We start from the raw sequence: 17,262 nt of genomic DNA, 5'->3' as shown, positions 1-17,262 counted from the left end.
GCTACAAATATTTGCTCCGATCCTAATTGAGTATAGCGCAACCGTTGCATCTCGAAATATACACATAATTGCTCACAGGCAACGTTTGAATATGGCATAAAATTCAACGACTTTTGTCCTTCAACACACAATTTAGTGTAAACCAATGTAAACAAACAGTGAAGTTTAATTGAATTGTCATCAATAGCGCTTAAAATACTGCGTCCGAATAAAAATTCGGATAATTCTAATACACGGGAAAATAAAAAATGATTAAAAAATCTATCCTAGCTTCAGCTATTGCATTAGCTTGCCTAAATGCACAAGCAGAGGTGATTATCTCTGAGTATGTTGAAGGTAGCAGTTATAACAAAGCCATTGAGCTTTACAATGGTAGTGACGAAGCTGTCGATCTAACTGGTTACTCAGTCAATTTTTTCTTTAATGGCGCAACAGAAGCTCGCACGAATATAGAACTAAGTGGTGAACTTGCGGCTAAATCAACTTATGTTATTGCTCATGCTGACTCCGCAACAGAGATCATCGCAAAGGCACAGTTAACAAACACAAGTAGCTGGTTTAATGGTGATGACGCCGTTACGCTTACGCTCAATGGTGCAGTTGTTGATAGCCTAGGTCAGGTTGGTGTCGACCCAGGTAGTGAATGGATTGATGGCGATATTAGAACAAAAGATAAAACGCTTGTCAGAGATCCTGCAATAACCACTGGCCGCACCGATGCAACTTCTGCATTTGTTGGCGCTGGACAATGGCTTGCACTTGCTAAAGACGATTTTAGCAACCTAGGTATCCACATTAATGGCGGTGACGTACCTGAGCCAGAGCCTGTTATCTGTGGCGAAAATAATACCTTGATCAGTGCCATTCAGGGCGCAGGCGATGCAAGCCCATTAGCTGGAGAAACGGTTGAAGTTCAAGCTGTTGTCACTGCAAGCCTACAATCAGATGCAGGGCTTGGCGGCTTCTTCATTCAAGAAGAAAGCGCTGACTATGATGCTGATAGTAATACGTCCGAAGGTATTTTTGTCGTATATACTGCAACACCAGTAAGCACAGGCGATGTGGTTAAATTACGTGGTAAAGTTGAAGAGAAGTATGGTCAAACTCAACTTATTAACGTCGACGCAATTGAGTTATGTGGTTCTGCAACGGCTTCAGCGACTACCGTTACTTTACCTGCAGAGAATGGTCTTGAAGCCTACGAAGGCATGTTGGTTTCGATTTCAAATGAGTTGGTCGTTAACGATACATACGGACTTGCACGCTACGGCGAAGTACGCTTAGGTACTGAACGTTTATACCAGAGCACTCAAGTAGCAACTCCTGGTGATGCAGCAAACCAGCTAGAAGCTGAGAACAAGCGCAAAGAAATTTTACTCGATGATGGTTCATCAGTACAAAACCCTGACGTTATTCCTTACCCATCACCCACACTAGATGCCTATAACACTTTACGACTGGGCGATTCTGTGACAGGCCTTGAGGGGGTAATGGGATATGGTTATAGCCAATACCGTATTCACCCAACAACAACACCAAACTTTGTCCATACTAATCTACGTACAGAAGCACCTCAGGTAGAAGTCCGTGGAGATTTACGTATTGCTAGCTTCAACGTATTAAACTACTTCAATGGTGATGGTCAAGGTGCAGGTTTCCCAACGTCACGTGGTGCAGACAATCTAGAAGAGTTTGAACGCCAAAAAGCAAAAACGGTTGCTGCAATATCGGCGCTCGATGCCGATATTATCGGTCTGCTAGAAGTAGAAAATGATGGCTTTGGTGAGTTTAGTGCGATTGCCGATCTCGTTAACGCTTTAAATGCAGCAGACTCTGCTAATACTTACGCATTTGTAAACCTAAATGTTGACCAAGTGGGTGGGGACGCAATTACATCCGGTATCATCTATCGTAGTAACAAAGTAGCTGAAGTAGGCACGCCTGCATTTACCGAAGCCGTACCATTTGATTACGGTAACCGTCCTCCTGTCGTACAAACTTTCAAAGAGGCAAACGGCGAAGAAATCTTCACTGTGGTAATGGCTCACTTACGCTCTAAAGGCAGTTGCTCAAAAGCTGAGGGCTTAGATCAAGACCAAAATGATGGTCAAGGTTGTTGGAACCAAACTCGAGTCACAGCGGTTAATACCCTAGCGACTTGGCTTGGCACAAATCCGACAGGAGTTGCAGAAGATGATGTGATTATTCTAGGCGACATGAATGCATACGCTCAGGAAGATCCAATCAACACCTATGTCGAGAATGGTTATGCCAACATCAAGCAAACGCTTCATGGCAATAGCTTAGATTATTCATACGTGTATCAAGGACGTATCGGTAGCCTAGATCACGCCTTTGCTTCAAACACGATGATGGAGAAAGTAAAGTCAGTAACGGATTGGCATATCAATGCTGACGAACCCGTTGCGCTAGATTACAACACTGAGTACAAGTCAGATACTCACAAAGCGAGTCTTTATGCGGCGCACGCTTATCGCGCATCGGATCATGACCCAGTAGTTATCGACCTTAACCTTGCTAAAGAGCCGACAATTATCGAAGGCGAGTTTACAGGCCTTGCAGGTTGGTTCTGGTGGCAACATCGCTCAATCGAGCTACCAGCGGGCTTTGATAAACTAGAAGTGTCAATCACAGGTCAAGGTGAAGCAGACCTATATGTGCGCCATAAGAAAATGCCAAACTTCTTCAAGTACGACTGTCGTCCATACCTTTGGGGTAGTGAAGAAAGCTGTGTATTTGACGAGCCAGCAGAAGGTAAATGGAATTTCCGCCTGCGCGGCTTATTCCCTTACTACAATGTAACTATCAAATACAAAGCGACAAAAGCGAATTAATTGCTGCTTTAATGTAAAACCCAAGAGCCAAGGCTCTTGGGTTTTTCTTGGTCTTTCAACTTACTCTAATCACAACTAATTAACCTGAGGTTTGGATAAGGAATGTTCCAACTCATTGTTGCTAAAGCACAACTTAGTTTTCTCCTTGTCTAGCCAGAGAGTTTTAGGGAAAACAAGGCGAATTTACGCACCAATAGCTGGCTATTGGAAGTGAATTCAACGCAGTTAGCGCTAAAACTGGCTGCTAGAAAGGCATTAATTATCCGCAGCTCAGGTTAATTAATCATACTTTCAGAAAGGACACTTATTCTCTAAGTTAAAAACTATAAAATGTCCGATTATCGCCGTTTCATGTTGCCACGACAGGCTGGGTTAATATCAGCTATAAAATGACGCCAACACTTTCTGAATAAAAGGCCATTTTTGTTGAGTATATTGCTCACGATCATCTTTGTATTCTTGCGCTAATCTTTGCTTTAACGCACAGTACTCAGCGCTTAAATCTGATGACGCTCTTAATTTATCCCTAAAAGAAATGCGCTCTTGCCAAAGTGCACTATCGAAGGGAACAAGATGTAAGTGATGAGTTCTAAACTCAGGCGCTGGTTTGCAAAACCAGTGCATTACGTCAGCTTTATAGGGGTAATAACAATAACCGTGTTGAGTAAGGACTTTGATAGCTTCTTTTGACGCTTCTAGTGACTTAACACCCACCATAATATCTATCACCGGCTTAGCAACCATACCAACCACCGCTGTACTACCCACATGCTCAATACCACCTTCAACCCAAGGGCAAAGCAAAGGCGCTAACCTTAGCTTTTCATCTTGGAACATCCGTGGCCAATCTTGATTATATTTAGAAAGTGAAATAGCTTGGTCTGCCATTGAAAGGAAGGTCCTGTAATTGCTTTCGATTTGGTTTTTGAACAGTATACAACTAAAGCAAAGCTATAATCATCACTACCACATAAACGCCGCGATAAATGCACTATTGAAGTACGGGCTAACACTTACATCCATAAAAATTTGTATTTATGTTATGGCGGGTGTCTGCTATTTGCACTATTTGTACATACCTAGCGGTCGTTCAGCCAACTCATTCCTGCCCCATTTCGATTCAGCAGTGTGATGTGCAACCAACTTTTTTAGCTTCAGTTGACCCTATTTTAGTAATGCTACTGAGTTTCGAAAGGGCTCTGACATTTTCCGTTCCCATTGTCTCAGGGTGACGCTTGTGGTGAAAGTTAATGAATGCCTTAATCCAATATAGGTAGGTTTTTTCTGTTCTAATGCTGTAACCACGCATACGCATTTCTTCCTGAATACCTTTCAGAAATGGGCTTTTTAGACTCATGATAACTCCTTACCTTATTTGGCTGTATATATGCACAGTGTCATCTGGAATTCTCGGATATCAAGGGAAATAATGAAAAGTTTTTTGCGCGTTTACGCATGAATAAATTAAAAATATTATTGTTTATCAGAAGGTTATTTTTCTGGGATTTGAGATAATAGGTTTGGGAAACGCGCATGCGCATTTTTCCAGATGGTATATTTAGCAGAATGCTGATAAATTCTTTGCATACAGATAGTTAACTGCGCGCGTTTTCACTGGTCCAACGAGGTAAACACGCATGCGCACGAATAAAATGTTATATTTTTTAAGAGGGAATTGGTGTGATTGAAAAAGTAATAGCAGGGGTAGTACTTTTCATTCTTACCTCTCTAGTTGCATATGCATTTAAAGTCCGGCAGCTTTATGCTGTTGTACCCAAATTGCATAGAAAATCATTTTTGTCAGATCGTGGCTCTGTCGCGGAGTTAGTAGTCTATAACAAGGGCACTAAAGTAGAAGAGGATATTTCTTTAGAAATAAGACAGGAAATCAAATGTGAACTCCTAGCGTCGAATAAGTCAGGAGTTTCGATAATCGATAATGTTCTAAAGTTAGACAGAATTCATTCTCATTCAGAGGTTTCGGTTATATTACTAGTCGAAGGCGAAACCCTTTCATATGACGATCTGGTTTTGCTAGCTTCTAAAGAGGTGAAAGGAAGTTTCTGTAAAAAAATTGATGAAGTCCCGCCCTCTGCATCTAAGTCTGCTGTCACAATTTCGTTTGCACTTTTGGTAGCTAGCCTTTTTTTCTGGGGAGGCGATGCCTATTCTTATGTTGAATCGAAATACGTAAAGTATAAATATGAGAATATATATGAGGCAGGATGGATCGAGCTGGGAAATTACTTAACTTCGGATTTATCAGAAAGCTACTCAAATCAAGAGTTCCCATTAAGGATTTTAGGGGTCTCAGTTGATCCTAAAAAAATAAAAATAGATTACGAATTGATAAACAAAAGCTCGCTGCCAATAAGTGCGAGCGTTACTGACTCGCTATTCTTTAAAGTCAAAGAGACGGATGGTATGCCATATTCATCAGTAGAAGTAGAGCCTCTAGAAAAAGGCAGTTTATCTATTGAATATCCAAATAGCGGGCAGGAACGTATAGAAATAACTGCATCATTTAGGTTTGGAGATGAATTTATACACGGATCCGTACAAGAAATTCTCATAAAAAAATATAACAAATCAATGCAGCCGACCGCTAACGCGGCAGCTAATTGAAGCGTTAGCCTCTCCAATTAGCAATAGACATTAATTATAAGGAAGTGAAGTGGACTTTAAATCTCTAAACTATGAGCAGTTTGAAGTATTGGTGGCAAAACTGTTGCAGGCAGAAGGTTATGAGATAAAGAAGAACAATAGGTACGGAATTTCTGGGCCTGATATAGTTGTCGAAAATCCTTCGGGGAAAACTGAGCTTGTCGAAGTAAAACACTACAAAAAACAAGACGTGTTACCGGCATCATTATTGAGAAAGATTGTTGCTGATATTGAAAGGTATTCTCAGTTAGAGTCTTCGGATGGCTTTATTATCGTAACTTCAAATGCCATATCCGAACGGGGTCTTTTGGAGCTTGATGCTTTTAATAACGCAAGAATTGTAGACCGAAATAAACTGAATGAACTTGTCGATCGACATTCTTCAATTGCGAACGAGTTTGAGGCATTGATCTCATACCAAGCATCAGTATTAGAAATAGACTCTTCGTTAGTTGTAAAACCTAAAGAAAACAAATTAATCACCGAACTAAAGAATACGCCTTTAGGGAAGGATGGTTGGCGAGATTATGAAGATGTTTGCGTCAAGATATTAAATTATCTCTTTTTAAATCCTTTGTCTGCGCCAAAAGTTCAGAGTAGAACAGAGGACGGGCTTGACATTCGTGATGCCGTATACGCTATTCGCCCTGGAAACCAATATTGGGATATCCTCAGATCAGAGTGTCGGACAAGATTCATGGTTGCCGAATTTAAAAACTATGAAGAAGAAATAGGACAAAAGGAAGTAGAGTCAATTCGGCAGTACCTATACCCCAAGGCAATGAGATCTTTTGGCATATTATGCTCTAGAAAAGGGCCGAAAGATTCAGCTGAGAAAAAGCGTAGGAGATCGTGGGTCGAAGATGAGAAACTCATAGCCTTTGTTACAGATTCTGACCTTATAGATATGATTAATTTGAAAGATGCTGGGGAAGAGCCATTTGAAGTTATTGATTCTCACTTGGAAGAGTTCTTTTCGGTCTTATGCCCATAATAGGCTAACAAACGCGTCAATAAGGACGTTCGCAATCTCGCGCCCATTATGCGGGTGCTAGCCCATAGAAATTTTTATGCGAAATTCGCCTAATACAGTCGACGACCTAAAACGCTTTTGTCCAAATACAAGTTGGGTGAACGTCCGTTATAGCAATTGGATTTAAAATAATAAGTTGCTCTTGAACGGCCTAGTTTGGAACATATAAAACTGTGGGATTTTATTAAGCCTTATACCTGAGCTTATAATCTAGCTTATTTAACTAAACTACTGTTTTGCTCATCACTACCACATCAACGCCTCTGTAATTGACGTTTTCGAGCGGTTGCCAGCCGAGTTTTCGATATAACCCGCCCTCAGGATGCTCTGTTTGTAAATATAACGTTTTGACACCTAATTTAATGGCTAACCGCTCCGCTTCTGTCACTAAGCGTGACGCCAACTGCTTTCCACGATAGGGCTTGTCCACATAGACACCACCAATCCAGTGTTCTTTATCTGTGTAGATGCTCATTTCATGAAATTTAAGCTGCACGACTCCTGCGACTGTATCGCCATCAAGCGCAACGATTACACAAGGAATGGCGGACTCGTTAAGATAATCTAAAAGCTTTTGCTCAAAACGCTCTACAGAAGCCTCCTCAACAATGCTTCCCCACTCGTCAAAGTACCATTTTGCAATGATTGGTATCAGCGCTTTGTGCTGCGCTAAAAGTTCAAATTCCATTTTAATTCCTCAAATAAACATAATGCTGACAAAGGATTATCAACCACTTTTACAGTAACTGTATTTTGTTCCCTTTACAATTCCAGATAACAGGCCTTAGTTAATTGATAGATATAGATATCGTGCTTTTCACCGCCTATATCCAAAAAGGCTTTTAAATGAGTTTTCCGTTTCATCCCTAGCTTCAGCATCAACCGCTGCGATTGCAGATTCTCAACGGCGCATATGGCCTGAATGGTATCGACAGAGCACTGTTGAAAAGCCGCCTCTATCAGCGCCGCAGCAGCCTCATAGCCGTAGCCGCAACCAATTTCATCCTCCGCTAATCGAAATCCAATTTCACCAACCTTTTTCTCTTCGTCGACATATTTAAAAACTAGCTCGCCAATCAGTTTTCCTTTTTGTTTGTTCACTATAGCCAAGATCAAGCGCTCATCGACGTCACCTTTCCAAGGTTGGCAAGCTTGAATTAGCCGCTCTTTTGCCGACTCGAACGTGGCAGGCGCACCGATATATTTTGACGTATTTGGGTTTTTCCGATGGCTGTAAACCGCATCTAAGTCATCCATTGTCATTCGCCTTATGGATAAACGTTCTGTTTCAAGCTGCATTGTTATTTTTCCCTACCCTAAGATCACATACATAGCCATCAGTCTCATAGATAAACGCTATGTAGCAGAAACCCTGCATTCTATTACTCTTTACAAATCGGCATAAGGACAGTGCGTAAATGCCGCCAAGTTATAAACAGTAACAGTGCACAACCAAAAACGAGTGCCGCGAGTGACTCAACGCCACTCAGTAGCCATCTGTTGACCAACCATGCCACGCAAGAAAAAAATAACAGCTCAACCGCGCCGACTAGCGCATTTGCTGTTCCTGCTTTCTCTGGATGTAAAACGCCAATAAGGTGCATGTAACTTGGAAAATAAGCGCCAAATACAAACATAATCGCAGCATAAGCAAGCAAAACAGCAAGCGCACTACCACTTGCAAATAGCAGCAATAACACGCTGACAACGAGCGCCGGCCAAGTCCAAATCACGATATCCAAATAAGTGCGCTTGCGCTGCAATACCTTAGTTAATATTGACCCTATGAGTAAGCCAAACATGGGGATCATCATCGCCTGACCTATTGCGTTGGCTCCCAAGCCAAACTGCCGTGCCAATAAAAACGGCAGATACAGTTGAATGGTGAGATACAAAAAAGTAGGCAACCACTTGAGCGACGCAAGGGAAATAAACGAGCGATTTAACAATAGACTTTGATATTCATTAAAGAGCGCTTTTGGCCTCAGCGACATAGTAATTTTACTGCTCTGCTGCATAGTTTTATAGCCATAAACCAGTATCAAAATATAGTAAGCAAACGCAAACCATGACATCCCCTGCCACCCTACCCAGCCAGATAAAACACCAGCTAAAAATGGACTACAAATAGCAGTAACACTCACCGACATTGATAGCGTCGCCATCGCGCTTTTAAGTTCACTACCTGATAATCTAGCAGCAAGAAGCGTTCTACCAATTAACACCGGCGACGCAGCACCAATGCCTTGCAACACTCGACCGATAAAAAATACCTCGGCGCTAGATGCAATAGAACAAAAAACTGTGCCTAACAGCAAAATACCCAGCCCACTAAAAAATAAAGGTCTATCACCAAACTTATCTCGTAGCGGCCCAACCAGCAGTTGCGCAGCTCCTAGTGTAGTGAAATAGCTAATTACTGCTGCTTGTCCTTGACTAGGCGTAAGCTGTAAGGAATCCGTGATATTAGGTAAAACAGGGATGTAGATTTGGCTTGCGAGCTGAGAGCAAGACATCAACAAAACAGCTAAAAACACAACTTGAAACACGTCAACCCCCTTGAATTTACTGAGGATGATTTTATCGAGCTTTTAATATCCAAAAAACAAGGTAATAATAAAAACACTTATTCTTGCTAGGAAATAATTAATGGATTGGCTAACCGGAGTGCGGAGTTTTAGCAAAGTTGTAGAGTTTGGCAGTTTTACTCGTGCCGCAGATGAAGAAGGTGTTTCAGCATCTGCAATGAGCAAGCGAATTGACTGGTTAGAACAGCAGCTTGGCTTAACGCTATTTATTCGTACTACTCGCCAAGTCAATCTCACTGAGGCTGGGGAGCACTTTTTACCGAAGGCTTCTCTATGGCTAGCGCAGTTTGAATGTTTAACTGATCACGGACAAGCACTGAATCAAGCGCCATCTGGTAGCTTAAAAATCGCTTCAACACTCGCGGTAGGCAGCACCATTTTAATGCCAAATATCGCCTCATTTTTAGCCAAATATCCCAAATTAAAAATTCACCTTAATGTCATCGCCCCTGGCGCACACCCAGATCTTACTCACGATTTAGTGATCACACGCTACTATGAAGCTTTTGACTCAGCCTCTCATAAAGGCAGTCGACTCATTGATTATCAAATGCAGATCTTTGGTGCTCCTCACTATCTCAAACAACATGAGCCTATCAAATCCCTTAATGATCTGCGCCAACATAAAATGTTGTTAAGCAGTTATTACCACAAACTAGGCGGGATTATTTTAGAAAATGGCGATGTCTTCCAGTTTGACAACTATAACTTCGTTTCTGATCAACTCGACGCTATGTTGACAGCAGCAGTACAAGGTTTGGGACTGGTATTTATTGCGCCTAGCTATGTGAAAAGAGAACTCGACCAAGGTTTACTTATACCAGTATTGCCTGAAGTAAAATCTGAAACAAAACAATTATGGGCGTATTATCCCAAGACAAACTACACCCCCTATAAAACCCAGCTTTTTATCGAACATCTTAAAAATCACCTTAACTCAACAAAGTAGGGAAAACTGGCTTTCACATTTGTTCACAATTTAAGTACAAAAAATCCTCTAAAGATTTAGAGCCATATGGTAATTTAGGCTGTTTACTCAATTTTGTAGTGCTAAACGGTACTAACCGAGTATTTCGCTAAATAGTGCTATACGCAATAACTTTAAAGGACTAACAATGAGTTTTAATCTCTTTAAGAAAACCACACTGGCAACGCTAGTCTCTGGGCTAGCAGCAATGAATGTACAAGCAAGCCAACCGCTTAGTTTAGATACCATCACTAACCCAAAAATAAACTGTGACACAAAAATTGAATTATTGATGGCAAATGCAGCTAATGGCGCAAGTGACAATTTATTGCCAGCCGAGTCTATGTTGGATGTACTCAATACCCACTGCTTCCAAGAACAAAAAACGACAACTGAAACCGAACGAAATCCACCAGAGTTAAGATCAATCCAGTTGAGCTCCAACTCAGTTAATGTCAACGACGGTGACAAAACCGTTGATATTACACTAAGGTTTTATGATGAAAGCGGTGTAAAAGCCGCACGCGTTTATTTATCACCACCAACAGGCTTCAGTTGGGGTGGCAATAAATCTGCAGCCGCTGTTAATTGGCAAAAAACGGACGAGCCGGGAGTTTACGAAAGTAAGGTCAGTTTCACTTTCACTGATGCCGACCTAAATGGTAAATGGTTTTTAACCCTAGGCCATATACTTGATGTAAACAACGCTGTTCGCTTTTGGCTGCGCGAGAGTGAAATTGAAGCTGCAGGCTTTAACCCACATATCATCGTCGCGAATGATAAAGTCTCAGAGGGCGTTAACCCTGAAATAAAATCTATTACGATTTCTGACACTGAAGTTGATGTAAATACAGGTGATAAAACGGTAAATATAGCCATAGAAGCTTATGACCACTCAACGATGTCTAAAGGTGTAATTAGAGTTTCACCACCTAGCCAGTATAAGTCACTTGCGATAAAACAGGCTGAGTCATCTGATTGGCAAGAAACTGACGTCGAAGGGGTGTATCGTTCAAATTATTCATTTACTTTTACAGATAAAGCGTTACCAGGTGAGTGGTTTGTTGCTTCTGCGATGCTCACTGATAGCAATGGAAATATTGGGGCTTACAATCGAGGCCACTTTAATAAACTAGGCTTGCCTTCCGCTATCAATGTTAAAAATAAAACTGAACTAGATATTGTGCCACCAAGCATCGACAATGTCGCTTTTTCGTCACATCAATTGACCGCAACGAATGGTGAGCAAAATGTTACCTTAACTGTCACTGCATCAGATATTTCTGGTATGGCCAAAGGCTACTACTCTCTCAGGGCACCGGAAGGCTCCGAGGCAAAAGATAAACTATTTACTATAGAACAGTGGCAACAAGGCAGTGATCAGAATACGTTTGTTGGCACTACAAGCCTAAATTTCAGCACAGATGACTTGCAAAAAGGTCAAGGTGTTTGGCAGTTAGATGCCAACATTCAAATAGATTCTGCTGGCATTTATAGCCAAGGTGCAAAAGCGCGAGAATTAACAACGTTAGGCGCCACGCCTTATATCTTTGTTGACGAAGAACAGATCAGTAAAATCTCAGTGAAAGATATAACGGGAGCAAAACAGGTAAAAACTGGAGCCAGCAATCGTGTTACGCTGGAAATAACTGAAAACACATTGTCCAGTTTACCGCGTCGATTTGATCTCTACCTCGATGCTGACGCCGCAGTCAAATTGGATTTCCATTCTATAGATCAAGGATATACAGTTAACTGCATCGACCTGAGTAACAGTCACTTATGTAGTTTTTCTGGCGCGTCTGATATTAAGTCAGTCCAAGTTTCATTTACTGTAACGCCTAGCGAAGCTGGCGTGTTTACACCCAGTGTTCGCTTTTCATCAGAAGCCCCTGAATTAGACTACACAGACAACAAAGTCGCATTTCAGGTAACAGGCTATGAACCACAACAATTTAGTGTCGTGTTTAAGAACTGGGATGGAAGCGTGCTTTCTACTCAAACTATTGAAGAAAGTAGTGCTGCAACGGCTCCTCAAGTTCCGCCCCGGGAAGGTTATACATTTACAGGCTGGAATACCGACTTTAATGATGTCAATCAAGATCTTACCATTACGGCACAATTTGAGATTAACAAGTATCAAGTGAAGTTTGTGGATTGGAATGACACCGTCATCAAAGCAGCAGAAGTTGCTCATGGACAAGCAGCAACGCCGCCCACTGAGCCAAAACGAGATGGTTATACATTTACCGGTTGGGATCTAGCTTTTGACCAAGTCACCAGTGAGCTGGTTGTAAAAGCACAGTACAAAGCGAGCTCAACTCCAACGACGACCGATAAGGAAGATAAAGGCAGTTCAGGTGGTGCGTTCGGCTACTTGTTTATTCTACTAAGTAGCGTCATGGTTGCAATTAGACGCAGAACATTACGCTCGCGCTAACTAGAAATACCTTAAGGGAAGAGTAGACTCAACCAAGTAGCCGATTGAGTCTATTCTATTTAGCTATAGCAGTGTGATTACCAAGAGATACTGACAGTATAAGTACCAAGCGATTTTGACGTAATCACACTATCAATGTTACCTTCATTCTACAAAGCGGCCGTTCATCCAACCATTTCTGGCCCATTTTAATTTAACGTAATTACTCAATAGCAGATCGTAGTATAGAAATCACAGTACATTTCCTTATGACTGATAGCTATGGAGTGGTGTTTGAAAGCTCACCAACTTTTTTTCGTTTCTTTGTTTGTAGTGGCATGGAAGCTTTGCTTTACGAGCTTGTTGAGTTCGTGAGCGCTAGAGTTGCCCCAAACGCTACAAGTCCGACACCGCAGGTTTGATTAACTCTGTTTCCAACTCTTTGAAAAACAGATAATACTTTTTCAGAAGTGACAAGAAATGCGATCAAACAGAACCACAAGATATGTAATACAGAAATGTATAGCCCATAAATCAACGCAAAGTATGAACTATTATCATTGTTCGGTGTCCACTACACCCTAAGACAATGGCCGAAACTCATCCGCTACCTCGATGACGGACACCTAAAAATAGACAACAACCGAGCAGAGAGTAGCGCAATCCTCTATAGTGTAATCGAAACAGCCAGAGCAAACGGCCTAACGCCATTCGACTATGTGATGCATTGCTTAAACGCCTTGGCTCAACCACAGTGCGATATCGACAGTTTACTGCCCTGGAATGTTAATCTCCAGGAGTGGTTCGCTGCACGCTTACCTTCTAAACACCACCAGAGCTTAAAAATAAAGCCCCTCTATTCTATAAACTCAGAGTATTTACCTTCTAATAATTCTATAGAGACCCCTCTGTCTCTACAGTAATTAAGCATCATATTTGTTTGAATCAATTGCTCTGAGTTTTCTGTGTATTCAAGACCCATAAAATATCGAAACCAAGGTTCGATGCCTAACGCATAAATAAACATTTGATTCGGTTTAAATATGTCTAACATCACTCTAACTTTGTCAAAATCAGAGCCATTTAAACGCCTTGACTCTTTGATTTCTTTGCTAACCGTAGAAGTTGTTAACGCACCATAGCACCAAGTGTAAGGTGCACCTACACACTCCATCCCTATAGCTAGCACATCTATATTGCCAACATATTCTTTAATTTGCCTGTAAAGCGCAGATTCTAAATTAACCGAATCAGCTCCAACAAAAATAGACTTCCCAGCTATTTCTACGAACCAAGCCGATTTACTTCGAATATTTAAATCCCCATGTTCACCCAAAAATGGTAGTGCAATAATACGCCCGCCTACAAGCTCTATTTCTTCCATATCTTCAACGGCTACAACATTAAAATTTAAATTTTGTAGAATTAGTTTTAGTGACGGATCAGCTAAAGAGCCTCCGTTATTAGTTGGGACTATAACTTTACCGATCTTATGACGTAGCTGTAAAAGCGTTTCAAACTGTACATGATCAGAATGATTATGAGTGATCAAAACATAATCTATATAATCTGGGAGTTCGCTAAAGCTGACCACATCGTTATGGTTGCTCTGTATTCTCGACGGAATAATCGGATCGACTAGCACACTCACATCAGGCGACTCAATAAGAAGGCCAGCATGTCCCGTATATGTAAATTTAACCCCACTTGCCACTTTTTGGTGACGTTTACTAGGGGCCTCTTCCGTAAATAATTCTTCAACAGACAAACCACCTTTTAGTAATCTATCTTCGAATAAAGTTCTAATTTTCTCTTCAGTTAAAGGCGTTGTACGTGCTGAAAACACATCATCCCAAATATCGGAATCAAATGAAGCTTGCACTAATAGATTATTACTTTGTGGCAATATAGGAGTATTAAATATGAATGGGCGTTTATAATCTTCATTTAGCAACCCAAACGAAATTGATTGCAAGTCTTTACGATAATATGGCCCCTTATAAAGCAACCCCTCAATTAGTCTAAAGGAGGGCTGATGATACAAATCCATATTTAGCTCAACATAGCCTTTTAAAGGTTCCGGAATTTGTTCATACAACGCTTCAATACATAGCCCAGTATTGTGCTGCATAAGCATACTGTTCAGTTTATCAACAGCATTCGCTATCTCTTGCAGAAACGGTAATTGTTCATCCAGATTAGCCAATAATTGTTTGACTTCCTCAACTTGCTCAAGGCTACAATCAACGAACTCTCCACCAACTAACTCGCTATTTTGGCTAGCCATAATATGTATTTCGCTATTATTGACAAACGAGTTCATTAGCCTTTTATGTGTTTTACTCGCGTACATTGCAAATGTAACAGGGGGTAGCAAATAAGGCCAAGCATACCAACTATTTACCAGAGGATTGATAAAAACATTTTCCTTTAAATAATATTGTTTAGTCATGTGTTTATACTCTATGCTCCAATGAATTTATTGCTTTTCTTTATTATGCTTTTGCATGATTTTATGGATTGCTTGGTATGAAAATAGTTGTTCTATTTCTTTTTCAACCAGTGTTAATACAACTAACTCATCACATTGGGTTTGCGTCAATAAGGCTTTTAGTTTTGGTTCCACGGTATCAGGGCTACCTATTAGCGAAGAATTCAAAATATGCGTTAGCATATGATTCTGAGATTCGCTGAAGTCATATAGTTTGGCTTCTTCCAGTGTAGGAAAACTTCCTTCATAACCGTCAGTTCTGCTTCGAATAAAAAAATTAATGGCCGGTAAAGCCAACTCCTGCGCTATATCGTCACTCTCAGCAACGATAGCGTTGACAGCCAAAGAAACTCTAGGTTTATCGAAAAGCTTAGATGGGACAAAATTCGAACGATAATACTCTATCGCTTCCTGACAGTGAGTAGGGTTAACAAACATAGCGTAGGCCAATGGTAATCCATTTTGAGCTGCGTATTTAACTGCACCTCCCATACTTCCACATAATATGCAGTAACTGTCAAAAGAGTCTGGTACTGGAACTGCACTTAAAGAGTTCATGTCACTCAAATATGAAATAATTTCATCACTTTTTCTATCAAGCTCTTCGGGGGTGAAAGTTTCACCACCTAACTCTTTAGTGACATCAGGCATTGCGCCTGGGGTACGTCCGATACCAAAATCAAATCGACCATTACCTATCGCATTTAACAACGCAATATTTTCGGCTACTTTTAAAGGTGAGTAATGCCCAATCAGGATACCAGCAACCCCAACTCTAATTTTATTAGTTTGCGCCAATATATTCGCAGCTAATATCTCTGGAGATGCACAACCAAAAGCTTTCATAGAGTGTTGTTCTGTTACCCAATATGCATCATAGCCAATTTCCTCTGCATAGCGGGCGCATGCTATGCTCCTTCTTACTGCATCAACACCGCTTTGTGTGCCAAAAACAGGGGTTTGATCAAGAATTGTAAGTTTAGTCATATTATATACCCACGAAAAAACAGCCCTATTTAGGGCTGTAAATTTTTTATATCAACAATTCAGATGGCTGACGTTTAACTGTTTTTCTAACAGAAATAGTCACGGCTATCGCGTTAAGTAAACATATAACGACAGCTACAACCAACGCATAAACCAAATCAGCTGCTACTAAACCATTAAATTCTCTAAACATTGAAGAAATAACTACCGTAAAGAGCAAACCAAATAGAATACCTACGACAGTAATCACCATATTTTCAGTTATAAATTCCCATATAATACGGCTCACTTTCGCGCCTAATGCCCTTCTTGTTGCGATTTGTCCCTTGCGAGTAGAGACTATAAAATTAATCAATCCTATAAGGCCGCAAAATGTAATGATTAATAATAAGGCACTTATCGTCATATACATGAGAAATGTACCCACTCTTTCAAAGAAAACTTGCCACTTTACGTCAGCAAGTGAATCAGGCCTACCACCAGTTCTCCCTACTATTTGGGCGTAATGGTCACTTATTGCATTCTTTACAGAGCCAGCGGTTCCAGGTTCTACCCGTATTATGTAACTTTGCGCATTTTCTCTATGCCAAACAACTTTAGGCTGTAAAATGCTGCGATAAGGCATCCCTTTAGCCGCCAAGAATTGACTACTAATAAAATTACTGTAAATCCCAATAACCTCAACTGGACTTGAATCCTCAGCTAGCCATATAGTTTTGCCTATTGCATCGCTGTCAGAAAACAACTCTTCAGCCATAGCTTCACTCAACATAACCACATTAGGTTGCTCTGAACCATCGCTATACTTGACGTCAATACTATTGAAGTTTCGCCCTTCTATTAATTTTAGGCCTAAGACATTAAGACCATTGCTGTCGACATTAAAGATATGCGTTTGCAAACTAGTCTTATTTTCGCCTTCACTATCATAAATAGTATTTGGCCATCCGGCTGCGATAGGGGTTAAGTTGATTGGAGTAACGCCTTTTACACCTTTAATTTTACTCAGCTCATCAAGATCCTCTGTTAATAAGCTTTGAAAGTTGGCACCTGGTTGATAAGTTTTCGCACTAATAGTGATTAATTCTTCTGGGACTATTCCCTCTGCTAGAGACCACTCTTTGTATACTTTTAACCCCAAAAAGAAAGAGTTGCTAACAACACTCATGGATAAAGTAACTTGCAAAATAATCACTAGTGCAAAGAACTTATGGAATTTTATCATTTTGAGAATGTGTTTTAAGTTCATCTTGTTATC

12 protein-coding genes and 2 pseudogenes are annotated in these 17,262 nt (G+C 40.7%); 6 read left to right on the top strand and 8 right to left on the bottom strand.

Annotated features, from left to right (window positions below):
• Positions 1 to 248 precede the first annotated feature (248 nt).
• Entirely contained in the window at positions 249 to 2,855 is a 2,607-nt protein-coding gene (locus tag EXT47_RS23170; protein WP_130127704.1) for an ExeM/NucH family extracellular endonuclease, read from the top strand.
• Between the two features lie 378 nt (positions 2,856 to 3,233).
• On the opposite strand, the gene EXT47_RS23165 is transcribed toward EXT47_RS23170, so the two are convergent.
• Both EXT47_RS23165 and EXT47_RS23980 read right to left on the bottom strand, forming a co-directional pair.
• The gene (locus tag EXT47_RS23165) at positions 3,234 to 3,743 is read right to left on the bottom strand and encodes a GrpB family protein (protein WP_130127703.1); all 510 of its coding nucleotides are present in this window, start codon (positions 3,741 to 3,743) and stop codon (positions 3,234 to 3,236) included.
• Positions 3,744 to 4,062: 319 nt separating this feature from the next.
• Positions 4,063 to 4,212: pseudogene (locus EXT47_RS23980) on the bottom strand (phage integrase N-terminal SAM-like domain-containing protein); the annotation flags it as partial.
• Between the two features lie 323 nt (positions 4,213 to 4,535).
• Between EXT47_RS23980 and EXT47_RS23155 the strand changes: the two are divergent.
• Both EXT47_RS23155 and EXT47_RS23150 read left to right on the top strand, forming a co-directional pair.
• Positions 4,536 to 5,480: a hypothetical protein gene (locus EXT47_RS23155; RefSeq protein WP_130127702.1), complete on the top strand. Its 945-nt coding sequence runs from the start codon at positions 4,536 to 4,538 to the stop codon at positions 5,478 to 5,480.
• A 49-nt stretch (positions 5,481 to 5,529) separates the two neighbouring features.
• The gene (locus EXT47_RS23150) at positions 5,530 to 6,513 is read left to right on the top strand and encodes a restriction endonuclease (RefSeq protein WP_130127701.1); all 984 of its coding nucleotides are present in this window, start codon (positions 5,530 to 5,532) and stop codon (positions 6,511 to 6,513) included.
• A gap of 262 nt (positions 6,514 to 6,775) precedes the next feature.
• Here the strand turns inward: EXT47_RS23150 and EXT47_RS23145 are convergent, their stop codons facing one another.
• The 3 genes from EXT47_RS23145 to EXT47_RS23135 form a co-directional block, all read right to left on the bottom strand.
• A complete protein-coding gene (locus tag EXT47_RS23145) occupies positions 6,776 to 7,240 on the bottom strand; it encodes a GNAT family N-acetyltransferase (protein ID WP_130127700.1) in 465 nt (154 codons plus the stop codon).
• Positions 7,241 to 7,314: 74 nt separating this feature from the next.
• Positions 7,315 to 7,851: a GNAT family N-acetyltransferase gene (locus EXT47_RS23140; RefSeq protein WP_130127699.1), complete on the bottom strand. Its 537-nt coding sequence runs from the start codon at positions 7,849 to 7,851 to the stop codon at positions 7,315 to 7,317.
• Positions 7,852 to 7,934: 83 nt separating this feature from the next.
• Entirely contained in the window at positions 7,935 to 9,101 is a 1,167-nt protein-coding gene (locus tag EXT47_RS23135; RefSeq protein ID WP_130127698.1) for an MFS transporter, read from the bottom strand.
• A gap of 100 nt (positions 9,102 to 9,201) precedes the next feature.
• On the opposite strand from EXT47_RS23135, the gene EXT47_RS23130 reads away from it, so the two are divergent.
• From EXT47_RS23130 to EXT47_RS23115, 3 genes and pseudogenes are all read left to right on the top strand, one after another.
• Complete coding sequence (locus EXT47_RS23130) at positions 9,202 to 10,089, top strand: LysR family transcriptional regulator (protein ID WP_130127697.1); 888 nt, start codon at positions 9,202 to 9,204, stop codon at positions 10,087 to 10,089.
• Positions 10,090 to 10,255: 166 nt separating this feature from the next.
• A complete protein-coding gene (locus EXT47_RS23125) occupies positions 10,256 to 12,547 on the top strand; it encodes an InlB B-repeat-containing protein (protein ID WP_130127696.1) in 2,292 nt (763 codons plus the stop codon).
• Between the two features lie 548 nt (positions 12,548 to 13,095).
• Positions 13,096 to 13,314: pseudogene (locus EXT47_RS23115) on the top strand (transposase domain-containing protein); the annotation flags it as partial.
• A 68-nt stretch (positions 13,315 to 13,382) separates the two neighbouring features.
• Here the strand turns inward: EXT47_RS23115 and EXT47_RS23110 are convergent.
• From EXT47_RS23110 to EXT47_RS23100, 3 genes are read right to left on the bottom strand one after another with little or no spacing between them, the layout of a single operon-like run.
• The gene (locus EXT47_RS23110; protein ID WP_039491305.1) at positions 13,383 to 14,978 is read right to left on the bottom strand and encodes an MBL fold metallo-hydrolase; all 1,596 of its coding nucleotides are present in this window, start codon (positions 14,976 to 14,978) and stop codon (positions 13,383 to 13,385) included.
• Positions 14,979 to 15,005: 27 nt separating this feature from the next.
• The gene (locus EXT47_RS23105) at positions 15,006 to 16,004 is read right to left on the bottom strand and encodes an MsnO8 family LLM class oxidoreductase (RefSeq protein ID WP_039491307.1); all 999 of its coding nucleotides are present in this window, start codon (positions 16,002 to 16,004) and stop codon (positions 15,006 to 15,008) included.
• A 46-nt stretch (positions 16,005 to 16,050) separates the two neighbouring features.
• Complete coding sequence (locus EXT47_RS23100) at positions 16,051 to 17,253, bottom strand: ABC transporter permease (RefSeq protein ID WP_130127695.1); 1,203 nt, start codon at positions 17,251 to 17,253, stop codon at positions 16,051 to 16,053.
• Between the last annotated feature and the right edge of the window lie 9 nt (positions 17,254 to 17,262).

The organism is Pseudoalteromonas sp. CO342X, from assembly GCF_004208915.1.
Lineage (GTDB): Bacteria > Pseudomonadota > Gammaproteobacteria > Enterobacterales > Alteromonadaceae > Pseudoalteromonas > Pseudoalteromonas maricaloris.
This window is presented reverse-complemented; position numbering and strand designations above follow the sequence as displayed.